Annotated in this window: 11 protein-coding genes and 1 riboswitch; of the genes, 7 read left to right on the forward strand and 4 right to left on the reverse strand. The window is 66.6% G+C overall.

Annotation, left to right across the window (positions count from 1 at the left end; translation table 11 throughout):
- Positions 1-36: 36 nt before the first annotated feature.
- Both F790_RS0104500 and F790_RS0104505 read left to right on the forward strand, forming a co-directional pair.
- Positions 37-5757 (forward strand): Hpt domain-containing protein, encoded by a 5721-nt coding sequence (locus tag F790_RS0104500; protein WP_019590957.1) that lies wholly within the window; start codon positions 37-39, stop codon positions 5755-5757.
- Positions 5758-5785: 28 nt separating this feature from the next.
- A complete protein-coding gene (locus F790_RS0104505; RefSeq protein ID WP_019022686.1) occupies positions 5786-6319 on the forward strand; it encodes a hypothetical protein in 534 nt (177 codons plus the stop codon).
- Positions 6320-6328: 9 nt separating this feature from the next.
- Here the strand turns inward: F790_RS0104505 and F790_RS0104510 are convergent, their stop codons facing one another.
- The 4 genes from F790_RS0104510 to metK all read right to left on the reverse strand — a co-directional run bounded on the left by F790_RS0104510 (position 6329) and on the right by metK (position 10770).
- On the reverse strand, positions 6329-7108 hold the full coding sequence (locus F790_RS0104510; RefSeq protein ID WP_019590958.1) for a 16S rRNA (uracil(1498)-N(3))-methyltransferase: 780 nt from the start codon (positions 7106-7108) through the stop codon (positions 6329-6331).
- Positions 7109-7110: 2 nt separating this feature from the next.
- Positions 7111-7965: a methylenetetrahydrofolate reductase [NAD(P)H] gene (gene metF / locus F790_RS0104515; RefSeq protein ID WP_019022688.1), complete on the reverse strand. Its 855-nt coding sequence runs from the start codon at positions 7963-7965 to the stop codon at positions 7111-7113.
- A 94-nt stretch (positions 7966-8059) separates the two neighbouring features.
- The gene (ahcY, locus tag F790_RS0104520) at positions 8060-9472 is read right to left on the reverse strand and encodes an adenosylhomocysteinase (protein WP_019022689.1); all 1413 of its coding nucleotides are present in this window, start codon (positions 9470-9472) and stop codon (positions 8060-8062) included.
- A 19-nt stretch (positions 9473-9491) separates the two neighbouring features.
- A riboswitch (S-adenosyl-L-homocysteine riboswitch) is annotated at positions 9492-9570 on the reverse strand.
- A gap of 30 nt (positions 9571-9600) precedes the next feature.
- Positions 9601-10770: a methionine adenosyltransferase gene (metK, locus tag F790_RS0104525; RefSeq protein WP_019022690.1), complete on the reverse strand. Its 1170-nt coding sequence runs from the start codon at positions 10768-10770 to the stop codon at positions 9601-9603.
- Positions 10771-11109: 339 nt separating this feature from the next.
- Here metK and tkt point away from each other — a divergent pair, with 339 nt between their 5' ends.
- The 5 genes from tkt (at position 11110) to fba (ending at position 18059) form a co-directional block, all read left to right on the forward strand.
- Positions 11110-13110: a transketolase gene (gene tkt / locus F790_RS0104530; protein WP_019590960.1), complete on the forward strand. Its 2001-nt coding sequence runs from the start codon at positions 11110-11112 to the stop codon at positions 13108-13110.
- Between the two features lie 41 nt (positions 13111-13151).
- Positions 13152-14150: a type I glyceraldehyde-3-phosphate dehydrogenase gene (gap, locus tag F790_RS0104535; protein WP_019022692.1), complete on the forward strand. Its 999-nt coding sequence runs from the start codon at positions 13152-13154 to the stop codon at positions 14148-14150.
- A 130-nt stretch (positions 14151-14280) separates the two neighbouring features.
- Positions 14281-15459: a phosphoglycerate kinase gene (locus tag F790_RS0104540; RefSeq protein ID WP_019022693.1), complete on the forward strand. Its 1179-nt coding sequence runs from the start codon at positions 14281-14283 to the stop codon at positions 15457-15459.
- A 42-nt stretch (positions 15460-15501) separates the two neighbouring features.
- Positions 15502-16932: a pyruvate kinase gene (pyk, locus tag F790_RS0104545; RefSeq protein ID WP_019022694.1), complete on the forward strand. Its 1431-nt coding sequence runs from the start codon at positions 15502-15504 to the stop codon at positions 16930-16932.
- Positions 16933-16994: 62 nt separating this feature from the next.
- Positions 16995-18059, forward strand: a complete 1065-nt coding sequence (gene fba / locus F790_RS0104550; protein ID WP_019022695.1) for a class II fructose-bisphosphate aldolase — start codon at positions 16995-16997, stop codon at positions 18057-18059.
- Positions 18060-18069 lie beyond the last annotated feature (10 nt).

The following is an 18069-nucleotide window of genomic DNA, read 5'->3' on the forward strand; positions in this document are numbered from 1 at the left end:
CGTTCAGGAACGCAGGGATAACGGCCGGGCCACGCAATGGTTGCCAGTGCACTGAACTGGGTTCGGGACGAGCTGGACGCGCTGTTCGGCGAGGTCCAGGAAGCCCTGCGCCAATACTCCGACGACCCGACCAGCGTGGATTCGCTGGACCGGGCCTACGAACGAGTGCGCCAGATTCGCGGCACGCTCGTGATGGTGCAGGTCGAAAGCGTCGTGAAGGTGTGCGACGAGATGCTCGCGGTGCTGGAGCATCTGCGCAGCGGCGAGTCCGCATCGGCCGCGACCACCGAGGCACTGTTGCGCGCCGCGTTGCAGCTCCCCGACTATCTCGAACACGGCGATGCCGCCGATCTGCCGTCTCCGATGGTGCTGCTCCCGCTGCTCAACGAACTCCGCAGCGTCCGCGGAGCGAGCATGCTCATGGACGTCGCCGAACTGATGCCCGATTTCGACGACGTCGATGATTCGCGCATGGGCGAGCCGGAAGAGGGACTGTCGCCGGCCGAGCGCCTGCGGACCCTGCAGCAGGCCCGGCGCAGTTTTCAGCGAGACCTGCTGGGACTGGTGAAGGGCGTGGACGCCGCGGCGGCCGCGGAGCGGCTGCACGAGGTCGCGCGCGAGGTCGTGCGGGCGGTCCCGGCCGGTGATTTCCGGCGTCTTTTCTGGGTGGCCGGCGCCCTGCTCGAGGGTCTGGCGCGCGGCGGGGTCGAGCTCAACAACGACATCCGGCGTCTGGTGGGGCGTGTCGATCGCGAACTGGGTCGCTACCTCAATGCACTGTCCAATCAGCTGCGCGAGGGCGGCCAGGCCGACGACCTCGATTACGAAGCCCCCGTCGACATCATCAAGACCCTCCTGTTCCACGTGGCCAGGGCCGAGGCGGATACCGAACAGACGCGCGCGGTGCGCGAGGTCTTTCACCTCGATGACCTGAATGCCCGGGACGAGAGCGCATCCAGCGGTCTGGGGCGCGAAGTCTTCGACAAGCTGCGTGCGGCCCTGGAGGATGATCTCGGAGAGGTCCGCGAACGCCTGGACGTGCTGATTCGTTCCGCGACCCGCGAGGCGGGCGACCTCGAACCGTTGCGCGAACAGGTTCGCCGGATCGGCGCCACCATGCGCATGCTGGGGCTGGAGCAGGGGGAACACCACACCCGGGCCCTGGACGAATGTCTGGAACCCACGCGTCTGGCCCACCACGACGAACGTCTGGAGATGGAGCTGGCGCAGCATCTGCTCGCGCTGGAGTCCATCGTTGAATCCGGCCTGGAAGGCGAACGCGAGACCGCGAGCGGCGAGGCGGCCTACGACCGGAAGCTGGCGGAGGCGCTGTACCGCGAATCGCTGGTGGAGGTTCGTCGGGTCCGGGAAAACCTCATGGGGTTTCTGTCGGGCGATGCCCATGCCAGCAGCCTCGACGAGGCGCGTGACGCCCTGCATCGCACGCGGGGCGCGCTTTCCATGGGGGGCTTCCGCAGCCTGCATTCCCTGATCGATCCCCTGCTGCGTTTCCTCGATGACCGCGAGGGGATGACCGCGGCGGATCTGGCACCCGATGCAGTGGATGCACTGGCGGAGGTGCTCAGCTCGATCGAGGTTGCGCTGGAATCATCCGGGCAGCCCTGGCGCGAACTCGACAGTGTGCATGAACGCGGTCGCAGTGCCCTGCTGCGCCTGGGGGCATCCGAGGACACTGCGCCGGCTCCGGAATCCCCAATGGAGGAACCGGCCGAGCCCGAACGGCCGGAGTCGGCTGACGGGGAGCCGGTTCCGAGCCCGGATCTCGATGTTCCGGAGGCGTCGGACAGCGCGGCGGAGCCGGCCGAACGGGATGCCGTACCGGATCTCGAACTTTCGGAAGAGGACATCGGGCCGGCTTCGTCTTCGGCACCGGATGCCAAAGCCTCGTCCGGTCCCGAGCTGGCTGAAGAGGGGGCGAGCGAGGAACCTGCCGGCGAGCCCGAGCCCGAGCCCGAGCCCGAGCCCGAGCCCGAGCCCGAGCCCGAGCCCGAGCCCGAGCCCGAGCCCGAGGCCGAGGCCGAGGCCGAGGCCGCTCTCGACATGCCCGCCGCGCGGGCCCAAGCGCCGGTCGGTGCCTCGCTTGCGGAACGCCCTGGTGGTTTGACCTTCGACGAGGCGGTCCTCCAGGAGCAGGTCCTCGGGCCGGACGCGGACGCGGAGATCCTCGATATTTTCCTGGAGGAGGCCGAGGAAGAAATCCAGAGCCTCGACGAGCAGTACCCGATCTGGCGTTCGGCACCGGGCGACATGGATACGCTTTCCATCGTGCGTCGATCCTTCCACACGCTGAAGGGCTCCGGTCGCCTCGCAGGGGCATTGCGGCTGGGCGAGTTCGCCTGGGTGGTGGAGTCCTTCCTCAACCGGCTGCTCGAAGGGACCGACCAGGCGGATGGAGACACGCTCTCCGCCGTGGGCGATGCGGTGTCGGTGCTTCCGGGGCTGGTGGCGGAGGTACGTGACCAGAAGGGACCGGAAACGCCGATTCTCGACATCGTCCTGCGCCTGGATGCCCTGGCCGCCGGCGAGTCCGCCGAGGCAATCACGGACGCAGAGCCGGCCCCGGCCGCTCCTGCGGCCGGCGCCGAGGACGATCTGGCGGCCCTGGCGCGCAGCATGGATGCCCTGGATGCTCCTGGCGAGCCGGAGCCGGAGCCGGAGCCGGAGCCGGAGCCGGAGCCGGAGCCCGAAGCCGAAGCCGAAGCCGAAGCCGAGCACGACTCGGTGATCGAGCTCGAGTCTCCGCTCCCGGAGGGCGAATCCGCGCCGGAGCCGGGTCTTGCCGAGGAGTGGCCGGACGCGGACCAGGAAGAAGGTGATGTACTCGACGTCCTGCCGGCCGAGGACGAAGCGCCGGCGGAGGAGCCGGTGATCGATCCGCAGCTGTGGGAGGTCTTCTCGGCCGAGGCCCGCAGCCATCTGGACACGGTTCGGTCGTGGCTCGAGGAAGCCGAAGCCGGCCCGCCGCGTCCGCCGAGTTATGGGCTGGAGCGTGCCCTGCATACCCTGCACGGCAGCGCGCGAACCGCGGGCGTCTCGACCGCGCATTCGGTCTGTCGTCCGTTCGAAAACCTGGTACATCTTCACCGCGAGATGGAGGAGCCGCTGGGCCCGCAGGCCATCGAGTTGCTGCGTCGAGTGGCCGACCACCTCGGTGCGGTGGTCGAATCGCCGGTGCCACCTCCGGTGGCCCGGCTGGAGACGCCCCCGGAATGGGTGAACGAGGTCGAGGACCTGTTCGCCGACGCCCAGGATCGCTGGAACCGAACCTCCGGGGGGCTGGAAGCGGAGGCGCTGGCCGAAGTCACGGGCGAGCCCGAGCCCGAGCCGGAACCCGAGCCCGAGCCGGAACCAGAGCCAGAGCCAGAACCGGAACCGGAACCGGAACCGGAACCCGTCGCAGCGGCGTCTCCTCCGTCGGAAGACGAGATCGATCCGGAGTTCGGCGAGGTCTTCATCGAGGAGGCTCATGACATTCTCGAGCAGGCCTTCCACACCCTGGCGGCCTGGCGCGAGGCCGGCGGCCGCCCCGGTCCTGACCAGGAGGCCTTCCAGCGGGAAGTCCATACCCTGAAGGGGAGTGCCCGCATGGCGGGCTTCACCGTGGTGGGTGCCATCGCCCACGCACTGGAGACCGCGCTCGGGGTCGAGACCGAAGCCGGTCAGGATCCGCGCCCGTCATTCTTTGATGCCGCGGAAAAGGCGCTGGTGGAGGTGCAGGGCCTGGTCGAGCGCGGCGTTGGGCCATGGCAGACGGACGAGAACCAAACCCGGGAACTGTCGGGGCTGAGGCACTGGAGCGTCGAGGAGGGAGCGGAAGAGCCGGAGGAGGCTGACGAAGCGACCGGCGAACCCGACGCCGACGAGGTGACGGCGGATGACACCGCGGCCCCGGCGAATGAGGCGGAGCCCGCCAGCCGCAAGCTGCAGGACCAGGTGCGGATGGACGCCGAAGTGCTCGACAGCCTGGTCAACAATGCCGGCGAGCTGGCGACCTTCCATCGGCGCTTCGAACAGACGGTGGGCCGGGTCGAGAACCAGGTCGAGGAGCTGGACCGGACCATCACGCGGGTGCGCGAACAGCTGCGCAAGCTCGAGATCGAAACCGAAGCGCAGGTGCTGTTCCGGGTGGAACAGGAAACCGGCGAGGAGCAGGTGGATTTCGATCCGCTGGAGATGGACCGCTACTCCGGAATTCAGCAGCTTTCGCGCGCGCTGGCGGAGAGTGTGAGTGACCTCGACAGCCTCAAGCAGGAGGTGGATGACGAGCTCCGGACCGCCGGCGGCGTGCTGTTGCAGGAAAAACGCGTGGGTACCGAGCTGCAGGACCAGCTGATGCGACAGCGCATGGTCCGGTTCGCTCGCATGGCGCCACGCCTGCGGCGTGTGGTGCGCGCGGCAGCCGACGACATGCAGCGCGAGGTCCGGGTGGATTTCGTGGGCCAGGATTCCGAGCTCGACCGTGCCCTGCTGGAACGGCTGGTGGCGCCGCTGGAACACCTGCTGCGCAATGCCGTCGCGCACGGCATCGAGACGCCTGACGAGCGGGAAGAGCGGGGCAAGCCGCGGGAAGGTCACATTACGGTGACCCTGGAGCAGGCCGGCAGCGAGATTCGCATGGAAGTCGCCGACGATGGCGGCGGAATCGATGCGGAAGTGGTACGGGCGAAGGCCATCGACCGCGGAGTCATCACGCCGGACGCCGAACTGAGCGACAATCAGGCACTGCAGCTGATCCTGCAGTCCGGGTTCTCGACCGCCGCATCGGTGAACCATGTGGCCGGCCGTGGTGTGGGCATGGATGTAGTCAATGCCGAGGTCAAGCAGCTCGGTGGAACGCTGGACATTGATTCCATCCCGGGTTCCGGGTCGCGCTTCACCCTGCGGCTCCCGTTTACGCTGGCAATCAGCCATTCGTTGCTGGTGCAGGTCGGAGAGGAAACCTTTGCCGTACCGATGGCCTCGGTCGAGGGCGTCGTCCGGGCGCGGCGCGAGGAGATCGACGAATCGGGGGCGGCGCCGACCTACAGCTATGTGGGACAGGAATACGCCCTGCATTCCCTGGGCGAGATCCTCGGTATCGAGACCCAGGCCGGGGTCCACCCGCTCCCGGACGAGCCGTTCCCGCTGCTGCTGGTACGTACGGACGAGCAGAAGGTCGCGTTGCGTGTGGATGGCCTGGCGGGCAGCCAGGAGGTGGTCGTCAAGTCGGTCGGCCCGGTCCTCAGCCGGATTCCGGGCGTGGCCGGGGCCACGCTGCAGGGTGACGGCTCGGTGATGCTGATCCTGGATCTGAGCATGCTTATGCGGTTCGCAACCGTGGCGACCGCCGCCGAGGCCGAGGCCGTCGAGCCCGAAAGCGCCGCGACGCGCATCATGGTGGTCGACGACTCGATCACCATTCGCAAGGTGACGGCCCGTCTGCTGACCCGCCGGGGCTTCGAGGTGGTGACCGCGCGCGACGGTCTGGACGCGGTGACCCTGCTGGACGAGCGCCGGCCGCACCTGATCCTGCTGGACGTGGAGATGCCGCGGATGGACGGTTTCGAGTTCGCTGCTCATGTGCGCGAACATCCCGAGTTCCGCGACGTACCGATCATCATGATCACCTCGCGCAGCGGCTCGAAGCACCGCGAGCGGGCCATGCGTCTGGGCGTGAACGGCTATCTCGGGAAGCCTTACCTCGAAAACGACCTGCTCAACGAGATCGAGCATCAGCTGGAAGGGGCGCCGGCATGACCCGGGTCACCGGTCGCGGAGGAGAACGATGAGCGAAAGCGAAGAGCGCGTCGAGGCGGTGATCGTCCAGCTGGAAGCAGGCTCGATCCTGCTGCCGCGCAGTGCGCTCCTGGAGGTCACCACGCGACCCGGTTCCAGCCTTGAGGAAGACGAGGTGTCGGCCGAACTGCCGTGGCTGGCGGCGCCCCTGACCTGGAACGAGCTGCAGATCCCGGTGATCAACGTCAACCACCTGCTGGATCCGGCGCGTGACACCGGTGAGGACCACCGCAGATTCACGCGTCTGCTGGTCCTGCAGGGTGCCGATGAACCGGACAGGCTGCCGTATTACGCCCTGGAGGTGCGGGGGACACCGCACCCGGTGCGCATCACGCCGCAGAACATCTTCGCCCTGGAGGGTGTGGAGACCACGCCGTGGTCATGGCGGGTCAAGGCATCGGGCGTGACTACGCACCTGTTGCGGCTGGATACGATCGAAGCCCGTCTGCGGGAGCTGCCGCAAGGTGGCCCGCGAGAGCGGGCGGCCGGTTCAGGGACGACAGCGGATACGCCTGTGGGCTGAAGGGCCGCGTCAGCCGTCCGCGTCAGCCGGATCGAGATCGCCGAAGCGCCACTGAACCAGGGTCAGTATCGCCATGGCCGCGGTTTCGGTGCGCAGGGTGCGTGGCCCGGTGCGGACCGGAAGGAATCCCCTGTCCCGCGCGAGGGCGCGCTCCGCATCCGTCAGCCCCCCTTCCGGGCCCACCAGAAGGCTGGCGCTGTCGGGCCCGGAGGCCTCGTTTGACGCAACGGCCCGGGAGAGCGGCACACCGGCCTCGTCGGCCAGCAGGGCCAGGTCGCCACCCCCGGATTCCGGGGCCTCGCCGGGACGTATTTCGTCGGGCTCGCAGACCGCTTCCAGCACCGGCAACTCGTTGCGGCCGCACTGCTCCGCGGCCGCCGCAATGACCCCCCGCCAGTGACTCTGGCGCCGGTCCAGGCCCTTGTGCCCGCCGGCTGAACGGCTGCGTTCGCACAAGACGGGCCGGATCCGCGACACGCCCAGTTCCACTGCCTTCTGCAGGGCGAGGTCCATGTGATCGCCGCGCGCGATGCCCTGCCACAGGGTCACCGGAAAGCGCGGGGTGGTAGGTTCGGCGGCGCGCTCTGCCAGATGAAAAACGCCCGCCCGGCGACCGGTGGTCTCCAGGCGGGCGTCGAATTCATTGCCGCGACCGTCGAATACCCGGCACGCGGCGCCGTCTTTCAGCCGGAGAACCCGGGTGGCGTAATGCAGCCGATCCTCCGGTGCCGGCAGACGCAGCCCCGCCGCGAGATCGGCATTCTCGATCAGCAGACGGGGGCAGCGCATGGTCAGCGACGGTTGTCGAGGTCCAGGTCCTTCCAGATCTGCTCGGTCGGGCCGGCCTGGTTCATGGAGTAGAAATGGATGCCCGGGGCGCCTTTCTCCAGCAGCTCGTCGGTCAGACGGGAGGCCACCTCGATACCGAATTTGCGGATGGAGTCCTTGTCGTCCCCGTAGGCCTCCATGCGCTTGCGGATGTAGCGCGGGATCTCCGCGCCGCACATCTCGGAGAAGCGCATGATCTGGGTGTAGTTGGTGATCGGCATGATCCCCGGGATGATCGGGATCGTGATGCCCATCGCCTCGACCCGCTCCATGAATGCGACGTAGGCATCCACGTTATAGAAGTACTGGGTGATCGCGGTATTCGCGCCGGCGTCCACCTTGGTCTTGAAGTTTTCCAGGTCCTTCTCGGCGCTGGGGGCCTGCGGATGGAATTCCGGATAAGCTGCCACTTCCAGCTTGAACTGGTCACCGAACTCGGCGCGTACGAATTCGACCAGCTCCGAGGCGTAACGGAAATCACCACCGGAATGCTTGGTGCCGGACGGCAGGTCGCCACGCAGCGCCACGATGCGGTCCACGCCGATGTCGCGGTAGGCGTTCAGCAGGTCGCGCAGTTCGTCCTTCGTGGACGAGATGCAGGAGACGTGCGGGGCGGCCGGGATGCCATCGTTCCGGATGATGTCCTTGACCGTCTCGAGGGTGCGGTCACGGGTCGAACCGCCGGCGCCGAAGGTGACGGAGTAGAACTCCGGCTTGAGGGCGCCCAGACGCTTGCGGGCCTTGGCCAGGCGTTCGGCGCCGGCATCGTCCTTGGGCGGGAAGAATTCAACGCTGAAGACGCGTTCCTGATTGCTCATTGCTTGTCCTCCAGACAAAAAGAAGGCGGACCGCACGAGTATGCGGCCCGCCCGGGCTGTCACACAGTCAGTTGACTAATGTGAGGCTGGCCGATCAGTAGCGGTAGTGTTCCGGCTTGAACGGACCATCCACCGACATGCCCAGGTACTTGGCCTGGTCGTCGGTCAGGCGCGTCAGGTTCGCGCCCAGCTTCTTCAGGTGCAGGTTCGCGACCTTCTCGTCCAGATGCTTCGGCAGGATGTAGACCTGCTTGTCGTACTCCGAGCCCTTGTTCCAGAGCTCGATCTGCGCCAGCGACTGGTTGGTGAACGAGTTGGACATCACGAAGGACGGGTGGCCCGTGCCGCAGCCCAGGTTCACCAGACGGCCTTCGGCCAGCATCAGGATGCGGTTGCCGTTCGGCAGGATGATGTGGTCAACCTGCGGCTTGATGTTGTCCCACTCGTACTTGCGCATCGAGGCGACGTCGATCTCGGAGTCGAAGTGGCCGATGTTGCAGACGATGGCCTGATCCTTCATCCGGGTCATGTGATCTTCGGTGATCACGTCCTTGTTGCCCGTGGCGGTGATGAAGATGTCGGCCTTGTCGGCGGCTTCGTCCATCGTCACGACGCGGAAGCCTTCCATCGCGGCCTGCAGGGCGCAGATCGGGTCGATTTCGGTGACCCACACGGTGGAACCGAGGCCACGCAGCGACTGGGCGGCGCCCTTGCCGACGTCACCGTAGCCGGCGACCACGGAGATCTTGCCCGCGATCATCACGTCGGTGGCGCGCTTGATGGAGTCCACGGTGGACTCGCGGCAGCCGTACAGGTTGTCGAACTTGGACTTGGTGACCGAGTCGTTGACGTTGATGGCGGGGAAGGCCAGCTCGCCGGTCTTCGCCATCTGGTACAGACGGTGCACGCCGGTGGTGGTCTCTTCGGTCACGCCGTGGATCTTGGACAGCATGTCCGAGTACCAGGTGGGCTGCTCGGCCAGGCGTTCCTTGATCTTGGCGAACAGGGCCACTTCTTCTTCGTGCTCGGGGTTTTCCAGCACGGAGGGGTCTTTCTCGGCCTTGGCGCCGATGTGCAGCAGCAGGGTCGCGTCGCCACCGTCGTCCAGGATCATGTTGGCACCGCCGTCGAATTCGAAGATGCGGTGGCAGTAGTCCCAGTACTCTTCCAGGGTCTCACCCTTCACGGCGAAGACCGGCGTGCCGTTGTCGGCGATGGCCGCGGCAGCGTGGTCCTGCGTGGAGTAGATGTTGCAGGAGGCCCAGCGGACCTCGGCACCCAGCGCTTCCAGGGTCTGGATCAGCACGGCGGTCTGGATGGTCATGTGCAGGGAGCCGGCGATCTTGGCGCCCTTCAGCGGCTGGGAGGCCGCATACTCTTCGCGAGTCTGGATCAGACCGGGCATTTCGGTCTCGGCGATCGCGATTTCCTTGCGGCCGAACTCGGCCTGGTTGATGTCCTTGACGACGTAGTCGCCGGTTTTCTTGGCATCCATCACAGCATTCATGGTGTTACTTCTCCGTTGGTCTGGATGAGCGCCGTGTTACTTCAGGGGAACATCCGGCTGAGCCTGACGGTGGAACCGCTGCAGCGCTCCTCAGCCGGATGGGTGTTTCGCTTACGAAATATGGACTCTTAGAGTCCGGCGGCCTTCTTGAGTTCCTCGGCCTTGTCGGTGCGCTCCCAGGGGAGGTCGACGTCTTCGCGGCCGAAGTGGCCGTAGGCGGCGGTCGCCTTGTACATCGGACGCAGCAGATCCATCATCTGGATCAGGCCCCACGGGCGCAGATCGAAGATGTCACGGACCAGCGTCTCGATGCGACGGTCGTCGATCTTGCCGGTGCCAAAGGTGTCGATGGTGATCGAGGTCGGGTCGGCCACGCCGATGGCGTAGGAGACCTGGATCTCGCACTTGTCGGCCAGGCCGGCGGCGACAACGTTCTTGGCCACATAGCGGCCGGCGTAGGCGGCGGAACGGTCCACCTTGGACGGGTCCTTGCCGGAGAACGCACCGCCACCGTGGCGCGCCATGCCGCCGTAGGTGTCGACGATGATCTTGCGACCGGTCAGGCCGGCGTCGCCCACCGGGCCGCCGATCTCGAACTTGCCGGTCGGGTTGATGTGGATCTGGTCATTGGAGACCTGGTTCAGCCATTCGGCCGGCAGGACCTTCTTGAAGACCTCTTCATAGATGGCTTCCTGCAGGTCCTTCTGGGAAATCTCCGGGCTGTGCTGGGTGGACAGCACGACCGCGTCCAGACCGGCCGGCTTGCCGTCTTCATAGCGCAGGGAGACCTGGCTCTTGGCGTCCGGGCGCAGCCACGGCAGCTTGCCGCTCTTCATCAGCTCGGACTGGATGCGCACCATCTTGTGGGCGTAGAAGATCGGGGCGGGCATCAGGGTATCGGTTTCGCGCGCGGCGTAGCCGAACATCAGGCCCTGGTCACCGGCGCCCTGGGTGGCGCGGTCGGAGACGTCGCGGTCCACGCCCATGGCGATGTCCTGGGACTGCTCGCCCAGCACGTTCAGCACGGCGCAGGTGTTGCCGTCGAAGCCCTTGTGGGAATCGTCGTAGCCGATCTCGCAGACGGTCTCGCGCACCAGGCGCTCGTAATCGATCTGCGCGCCGGTGGTGATCTCGCCCAGCAGCATGACCATGCCGGTCTTGGTGGCGGTTTCACACGCGATGCGGGCGTGCGGGTCCTGCTCGATGATGGCGTCGACGATGGTGTCGGAGACCAGGTCGGCCATCTTGTCGGGGTGACCCGCAGAGACCGATTCCGAGGTGAAGATGTAGTTGGACATTAAGCGTTCCTTTTCTGTCGTTTCGATTTAGTTTTGCGCAAAACGACCGCTAGTGTAACGCGACTCGCCGGGAATTTCTAAGCCCCCCTGTCGGCGGAACCCACGAGCCCCGGCTGCGGGGTGTCGGCGATCCGCGCCGGCGCGCCCGCTGCGGCGCGTCGGGACGCGACTTGCCCCGCTGGTTGAAAGTGGCCAAAATGCTCCGCCGTCACTGGGGTTGTGCGGCCTTGCCCGCCCGTTGTCCGGTCCGCCCGGCGCGCCTTGATGCTGCAGCGCCGGAGCCGCGAGACCGGTTCCCGCCCCGGCCAGAATCTTTCATCACTTGAGCAGGAGACCCGCATGCCCACCCGTAGAGAGCTTGCCAATGCCATCCGCGCCCTTTCGATGGACGCGGTCCAGAAGGCCAATTCCGGTCACCCGGGGGCCCCGATGGGGATGGCGGACATCGCCGAGGTGCTGTGGAACGACTACATGCAGCACAACCCGGCGAACCCGGACTGGGCCGACCGCGACCGTTTCGTGATGTCCAACGGCCACGGTTCGATGCTGGTGTACTCGCTGCTGCACCTCACCGGCTACGACCTGCCGATGGACGAGATCAAGCAGTTCCGGCAGCTGCATTCGCAGACACCGGGGCACCCCGAGTACGGCTATACCGCAGGCGTCGAGACCACCACCGGCCCGCTGGGTCAAGGCGTGTCCAACGCCGTGGGCATGGCGCTGGCCGAGAAGGTCATGGCCTCCCACTTCAACCGTCCGGGCCACGAGATCGTCGATCACAACACCTATGTGTTCCTCGGTGACGGCTGCCTGATGGAAGGCGTCTCGCACGAGGCCTGCGCGCTGGCCGGCACCCTGGGCCTGGGCAAGCTGGTCGCGTTCTGGGATGACAACGGCATCTCCATCGACGGCGAGGTCGAAGGCTGGTTCACCGACGACACCCCGTCCCGCTTCGAGGCCTATGGCTGGCACGTGGTGCGCGACGTGGACGGCCATGACGCCGATGCGGTCAAGGCCGCGATCGAGCAGGCCCGCAAGGAAACCGGCAAGCCGACCCTGGTCTGCTGCCGCACCGTGATCGGCTTTGGTTCCCCGAACAAGTCCGGCAAGGAAGAGTGCCACGGCGCTGCCCTGGGCGATGACGAAGTCGCGCTGACCCGCAAGGAGCTGGGCTGGAATCACGCCCCGTTCGAGATCCCGAACGACATCTACGCCGGCTGGGATGCGAAGGACAAGGGCGCGAAGGCCGAGGCCGAATGGAAGGAACGCTTCGAGGCGTATCGCAAGGCGCACCCCGAACTGGCCGCCGAATTCGAACGCCGCATGGCCGGCGACCTGCCCTCCGACTGGACCGAGAAGGCCACGGCCTTCATCAAGGAAACCGTCGAGAAGGCCGAGAAGACCGCCACGCGCAAGGCGTCGCAGGCGACCATCGGTGGCTATGCCCCGGCGCTGCCGGAACTGCTGGGCGGCTCCGCCGACCTGGCGGGCTCCAACCTGACCATGTACAGCGGCTCGAAGCCCGTTTCGAAGGAAGACGCCGCCGGCAACTACGTGTACTACGGCGTGCGCGAGTTCGGCATGGCCGCGATCATGAACGGCATTGCGCTGCACGGCGGGTTCATCCCGTACGGCGGCACCTTCCTGATCTTCTCGGACTATGCGCGTAACGGCATCCGCATGTCCGCGCTGATGAAGCAGCGCGTGATGTACGTGCTGACGCACGATTCCATCGGCCTTGGCGAGGACGGCCCGACCCACCAGCCGATCGAACAGACCCCGAGCCTGCGCCTGATCCCCAACCTGAACGTGTGGCGCCCCTGTGACGCGGTCGAGACCGCGGTGGCCTGGAAGGCCGGTGTCGAGCGCACCGACGGGCCGTCCGCGTTCATCCTGTCGCGCCAGGGCATGCCGCACATGGAGCGCGACGGCGAGCAGCTCGCCAACATCGCGCGCGGTGGCTACGTGCTGAAGGACTGCGACGGCACCCCGGATCTGATCTTCATCGCGACCGGTTCCGAGGTCGAGCTGGCGGTGCAGGCGGCCGAGACGCTGGCCGGCGAGGGCAAGCAGGCGCGCGTCGTGTCCATGCCCTGCGTGGAACTGTTCGAACAGCAGGATCCGGCCTACCGCGAATCCGTGCTGCCGTCCGCCGTGCGCAAGCGCGTGGCCGTGGAGGCCGGCGCCACCGCGGGCTGGTACAAGTTCACCGGCATGGACGGCGCGGTGTTCGGCATGGACTGCTTCGGCGAATCCGCCCCGGGCGGTGCGCTGTTCGATTACTTCGGCTTCAAGCCGGAGAATGTCGCGCAGATCGCCCGCGACGTGCTGAACGGCTGAGCCCCGACGATTTTCAATAAGAGCTGAAAGAGGAGACTCCCATGGCTATCAAGGTTGGTATCAACGGTTTCGGCCGCATCGGCCGCATGGCCTTCCGCGCCATCGCCCAGGACTTCCCCAACCTGCAGGTGGTCGGCATCAACGACCTGCTGGATCCGGAATACCTGGCCTACATGCTGCGCTACGATTCGGTCCACGGCCGCTTCGAAGGCGACATCAGCGTCGAGGGCAATGACCTGGTCGTGAACGGCAACCGCATCCGCCTGACCGCGGAGAAGGATCCGGCCGCCCTGAAGTGGGGCGACATCGGCGCCGACGTGGTGATCGAGTCCACCGGCCTGTTCCTGACCGGCGAGACCGCGCAGAAGCACCTGGACGCCGGGGCGAAGAAGGTCGTGATGTCCGCCCCGTCCAAGGACGACACCCCGATGTTCGTCTACGGCGTGAACCACGGCGACTACAGCGGCCAGAACATGGTCTCCGCTGCTTCCTGCACCACCAACGCCCTGGCGCCGGTGGCCAAGGTCCTGCACGACAACTGGGGCATCAAGCGCGGCCTGATGACCACCGTGCACGCCGCCACCGCCACGCAGAAGACCGTGGACGGCCCGTCCATGAAGGACTGGCGCGGCGGTCGCGGCATCCTGGAGAACATCATCCCGTCCTCCACCGGTGCCGCCAAGGCCGTGGGCAAGGTGCTGACCGAGCTGAACGGCAAGCTGACCGGCATGGCCTTCCGCGTGCCCACCTCCGACGTGTCGGTGGTCGACCTGACCGCCGAACTCAATGGCGAGGCCGACTACAAGGCCGTGTGCGAGGCCATGAAGAAGGCCTCCGAGGGCGAGCTGAAGGGTGTTCTGGGCTACACCGAGGACCTGGTGGTCTCCACCGACTTCCGCGGCTACACCGCCCCGTCGGTGTTCGATGCCGGCGCCGGCATCCAGCTGGACTCGACGTTCGTGAAGGTCGTGGCCTGGTACGACAACGAGTACGGCTACACCTGCAACATGCTCCGCATGGTGGAGCACGTCGCCCAATAAGACCTGCGGGGAGTCCGCCGGGGCGCGTGCCGCTCCCGGCGGCGTCCCGCCAGAGTCTTGGGCGCAGCTTCCCCGTAGGGGAGGCTGCACCGAAGACTTTTTCGTTCCAACCTTTTTCGCGAGGTATTCCATGTCCGTCACCAAGATGACCGATCTCGATCTGCAGGGTCGCCGCGTGCTCGTGCGCCAGGACCTGAACGTCCCCGTCAAGGACGGCAAGGTCACGTCCGATGCGCGTATCCGCGCGAGTCTCGAGACCGTGCAGAAGGCCCTGGAAGGCGGCGCCGGCGTGATGCTGATGTCGCATCTGGGTCGGCCCACCGAGGGCGAATTCTCCGAGGAGGATTCCCTGGCCCCGGTCGCCGAGCACATGGGGCAGCTGCTCGGCCGCGAAGTGCGTCTGGTGCGGGATTATCTCGACGGGGTGGAGATCCAGCCCGGCGAGGTGGTGATGCTCGAAAACGTCCGTTTCAACAAGGGCGAGAAGAAGGATGACGAGGCGCTGGCGAAGAAGTACGCCGCGCTGTGCGACGTCTACGTGATGGACGCCTTCGGTACTGCTCACCGCGCCCAGGCCTCCACCCACGGGGCCGGCAAGTTCGCGCCGCAGGCCTGCGCCGGTCCGCTGCTGGCCCGCGAACTGGAAGCCCTGAGCAAGGCGCTGGATAACCCGAAGCGCCCGCTGGTCGCGATCGTCGGCGGCTCCAAGGTCTCGACCAAGCTGACCGTGCTGGAGTCCCTGTCCAAGGTCGTGGACCAGCTGATCGTGGGGGGCGGCATCGCCAACACCTTCATCGCGGCCCAGGGCCATGATGTCGGCAACTCGCTGTACGAGGCCGATCTGGTCGACGAATCGAAGCGACTGATGGAAGCCGCGCGCGCCAAGGGCGGCGAGATCCCGGTGCCGACCGACGTCACCGTCGGCAAGGAGTTTTCCGACAGCACGCCGGCGGAGACCAAGTCGGTGGACGCGATCGGCGCCGACGACATGATCTTCGACGTGGGTCCGGAGACCGCCTCCACCTACGCGGAAGCCCTGCGCAATGCCGGCACCATCGTCTGGAACGGCCCGGTGGGCGTGTTCGAGTTCGACCAGTTTGCGGCCGGCACGAAGGCCCTGGGCGAGGCGATCGCGGAAAGCGATGCCTTCTCCATTGCCGGCGGTGGCGACACCCTGGCGGCGATCGACAAATACGATCTCTCCGAGCGCATCAGCTACATCTCCACCGGCGGCGGCGCCTTCCTCGAGTTCCTGGAAGGCAAGACGTTGCCGGCCGTGGCGATGCTCGAGGAGCGGGCGAAGGGCTGAACGGCCTTGAACGCCACGTCATCGAACATCGGAGAGCCCCGCGTGAGACGCACCAAGATCGTAGCCACCCTTGGCCCCGCGACCGACAGCGACGAAGCCATGGATGCCATCATCCAGGCCGGCGTCGATGTCGTGCGCGTCAACTTCTCGCACGGGGATCCGGATGACCACCGTGCCCGCGTGCAGCGACTGCGCGCGGCCGCCGAGCGTGCCCATCGCGTGGTCGGCGTCCTCGGCGACCTTCAGGGGCCCAAGATCCGCATCGAGCGCTTCGCCAATGGCAAGGTGCACCTGGAAGAAGGCGCACCGTTCGCGCTGGACGCGGGTCTGGGCCGCGACGACGGTGACGACACCCAGGTCGGCCTGACCTACACCGACCTGCCGAAGGACGTGCGCCCGGATGACATCCTGCTGCTGGATGACGGCCGCATCGTGCTCAAGGTGACCGCGGTCGCGGCCAGCCGGGTCGAAACCGAGGTCGTGGTCGGCGGCGAGCTGTCCAACAACAAGGGCATCAATCGCCAGGGGGGTGGCCTGTCCGCCCCGGCGATCACCGACAAGGATCGCGAGGACATCCGCCTGGCGGCCGAGCTGGAGGTGGACTACCTGGCGGTGTCGTTTCCGCGCTCGGCGCAGGACATCCACCTGGCCCGCGGGCTCCTGAAGGAGGCCGGCTGGGAGGCCGGGATCTGCGCCAAGATCGAGCGTTCCGAGGCCCTGGACGTGATCGACGAGATCATCTCGGCGACCGAGGTGATCATGATCGCGCGCGGGGATCTCGGGGTGGAGATCGGCGACGCCGAACTGCCCGGGGTGCAGAAGACCCTGATCTCGCGGGCGCGCGCCCTCAACCGGCTGGTCATCACCGCGACCCAGATGATGGAGACCATGATCCAGAATCCGATCCCCACGCGGGCGGAGGTCTTCGACGTGGCCAACGCGGTGCTGGACGGCACCGACGCGGTGATGCTGTCGGGCGAGACCGCAACCGGACGCTATCCCGGACGGGTGGTCTCCAGCATGGACCGGATCTGCGAAGCCGCGGAGCGCCAGCGTGCCGCTCGGCAGTCGGACCACCGCATGGACTCCACCTTCGGGCGCGTGGACGAGGCGATCGCGATGGCCACCATGTACACGGCCAATCACCTGGATGTGCAGGCGATCGCGGCCCTCACGGAGTCCGGCGCCACCGCCCTGTGGATGTCGCGGATCAGTTCCGGGATCCCGATTTACGCGCTGACCCGGCGCATGGACACCAGTCGGCGCATGAGTCTGTACCGCGGTGTCTATCCGGTGTATGTCGACTCGCTGCCGGAGAGCCACGAGAGCCTGAACCGCGAAGCGGTCAACTTGCTCCAGGCCGAGGGGGTCGTGCAGGATGGCCAGCTGGTCATAATCACCAAGGGCGACCTGCAGGGTGCCCATGGCGGCACCAACGCAATGAAAATCGTCCGGGCCGGCGAAGTCGCCTGACGGCGACCGTCACCCGGACGTCCAGTTCCCAACCTGAAGTGCGAATCCCGTAAGGAGGAACCATGGCACTGATCTCGCTTCGCCAGCTGCTGGACCATGCCGCCGAGCATGGCTACGGCATGCCGGCCTACAACGCCAACAACATGGAACAGATCCATTCGATCATGGAGGCCGCGAAGGAAGTGGACTCCCCCGTGATCATCCAGGCGTCCGCCGGTGCGCGGAAGTACGCCGGTGAGCCCTTCCTGCGCCGCATGATCGAAGCGGCCGCCGAGCAGTATCCGGACATCCCGATCGCGCTGCACCAGGACCACGGCTCCGAGCCGGCGGTGTGCCTGCGTTCCATCCAGTCGGGCTTCACCTCGGTGATGATGGACGGGTCCCTGATGCCCGACATGAAGACCCCGTCGACCTACGACTACAACGTCGACGTGACCGCCAAGGTGGCCGAGATGGCCCATTCCGGCGGTGTGTCCGTGGAAGGCGAGCTGGGCTGCCTGGGCTCCCTGGAAACCGGCCAGGCCGGTGAGGAAGACGGTTCCGGCGCCGAAGGCACGCTGTCCCACGACCAGCTGCTGACCGACCCGGACGAGGCCGCGGACTTCGTCAAGAAGACCAAGTGCGACGCCCTGGCCATCGCCATCGGCACCTCGCACGGCGCCTACAAGTTCACCCGTCCGCCGACCGGTGACATCCTGGCGATCGAGCGCATCAAGGAGATCCACGCCCGGATCCCGGACACCCACCTGGTGATGCACGGCTCCTCCTCGGTGCCGGAAGAATGGCTGAAGATCATCAACCAGTACGGCGGTGACATGGGCGAGACCTACGGCGTGCCGGTCAAGGAGATCCAGGAAGGCATCAAGCACGGCGTGCGCAAGGTCAACATCGACACCGACCTGCGCATGGCCTCCACCGGCGCGGTGCGCAAGTTCCTGGCCGAGAACCCGAAGGAATTCGACCCGCGCAAGTTCCTGAAGGCCTCGACCGCCGGCATGAAGGACGTCTGCAAGCAGCGCTTCGAAGCCTTCGGCTGCGCCGGGATGGCGTCCAAGATCAAGCCGATGTCGCTGGACGACATGGTTGCCCGCTACAACAGCGGCGATCTGGATCCGAAGATCAACTGATCTCGCGATC

The organism is Thioalkalivibrio sp. ALE20, from assembly GCF_000381405.1.
Classification (GTDB): domain Bacteria; phylum Pseudomonadota; class Gammaproteobacteria; order Ectothiorhodospirales; family Ectothiorhodospiraceae; genus Thioalkalivibrio.

Excerpts from the sequence above, each read along its gene's own strand:
- F790_RS0104500 (WP_019590957.1), top strand. The coding sequence starts at position 37 with ATGGTTGCCAGTGCACTGAACTGGGTTCGGGACGAGCTGGACGCGCTG.
- F790_RS0104505 (WP_019022686.1), top strand. The coding sequence starts at position 5,786 with ATGAGCGAAAGCGAAGAGCGCGTCGAGGCGGTGATCGTCCAGCTGGAA.
- F790_RS0104510 (WP_019590958.1), bottom strand. The coding sequence starts at position 7,108 with ATGCGCTGCCCCCGTCTGCTGATCGAGAATGCCGATCTCGCGGCGGGG.
- metF (WP_019022688.1), bottom strand. The coding sequence starts at position 7,965 with ATGAGCAATCAGGAACGCGTCTTCAGCGTTGAATTCTTCCCGCCCAAG.
- ahcY (WP_019022689.1), bottom strand. The coding sequence starts at position 9,472 with ATGAATGCTGTGATGGATGCCAAGAAAACCGGCGACTACGTCGTCAAG.
- metK (WP_019022690.1), bottom strand. The coding sequence starts at position 10,770 with ATGTCCAACTACATCTTCACCTCGGAATCGGTCTCTGCGGGTCACCCC.
- tkt (WP_019590960.1), top strand. The coding sequence starts at position 11,110 with ATGCCCACCCGTAGAGAGCTTGCCAATGCCATCCGCGCCCTTTCGATG.
- gap (WP_019022692.1), top strand. The coding sequence starts at position 13,152 with ATGGCTATCAAGGTTGGTATCAACGGTTTCGGCCGCATCGGCCGCATG.
- F790_RS0104540 (WP_019022693.1), top strand. The coding sequence starts at position 14,281 with ATGTCCGTCACCAAGATGACCGATCTCGATCTGCAGGGTCGCCGCGTG.
- fba (WP_019022695.1), top strand. The coding sequence starts at position 16,995 with ATGGCACTGATCTCGCTTCGCCAGCTGCTGGACCATGCCGCCGAGCAT.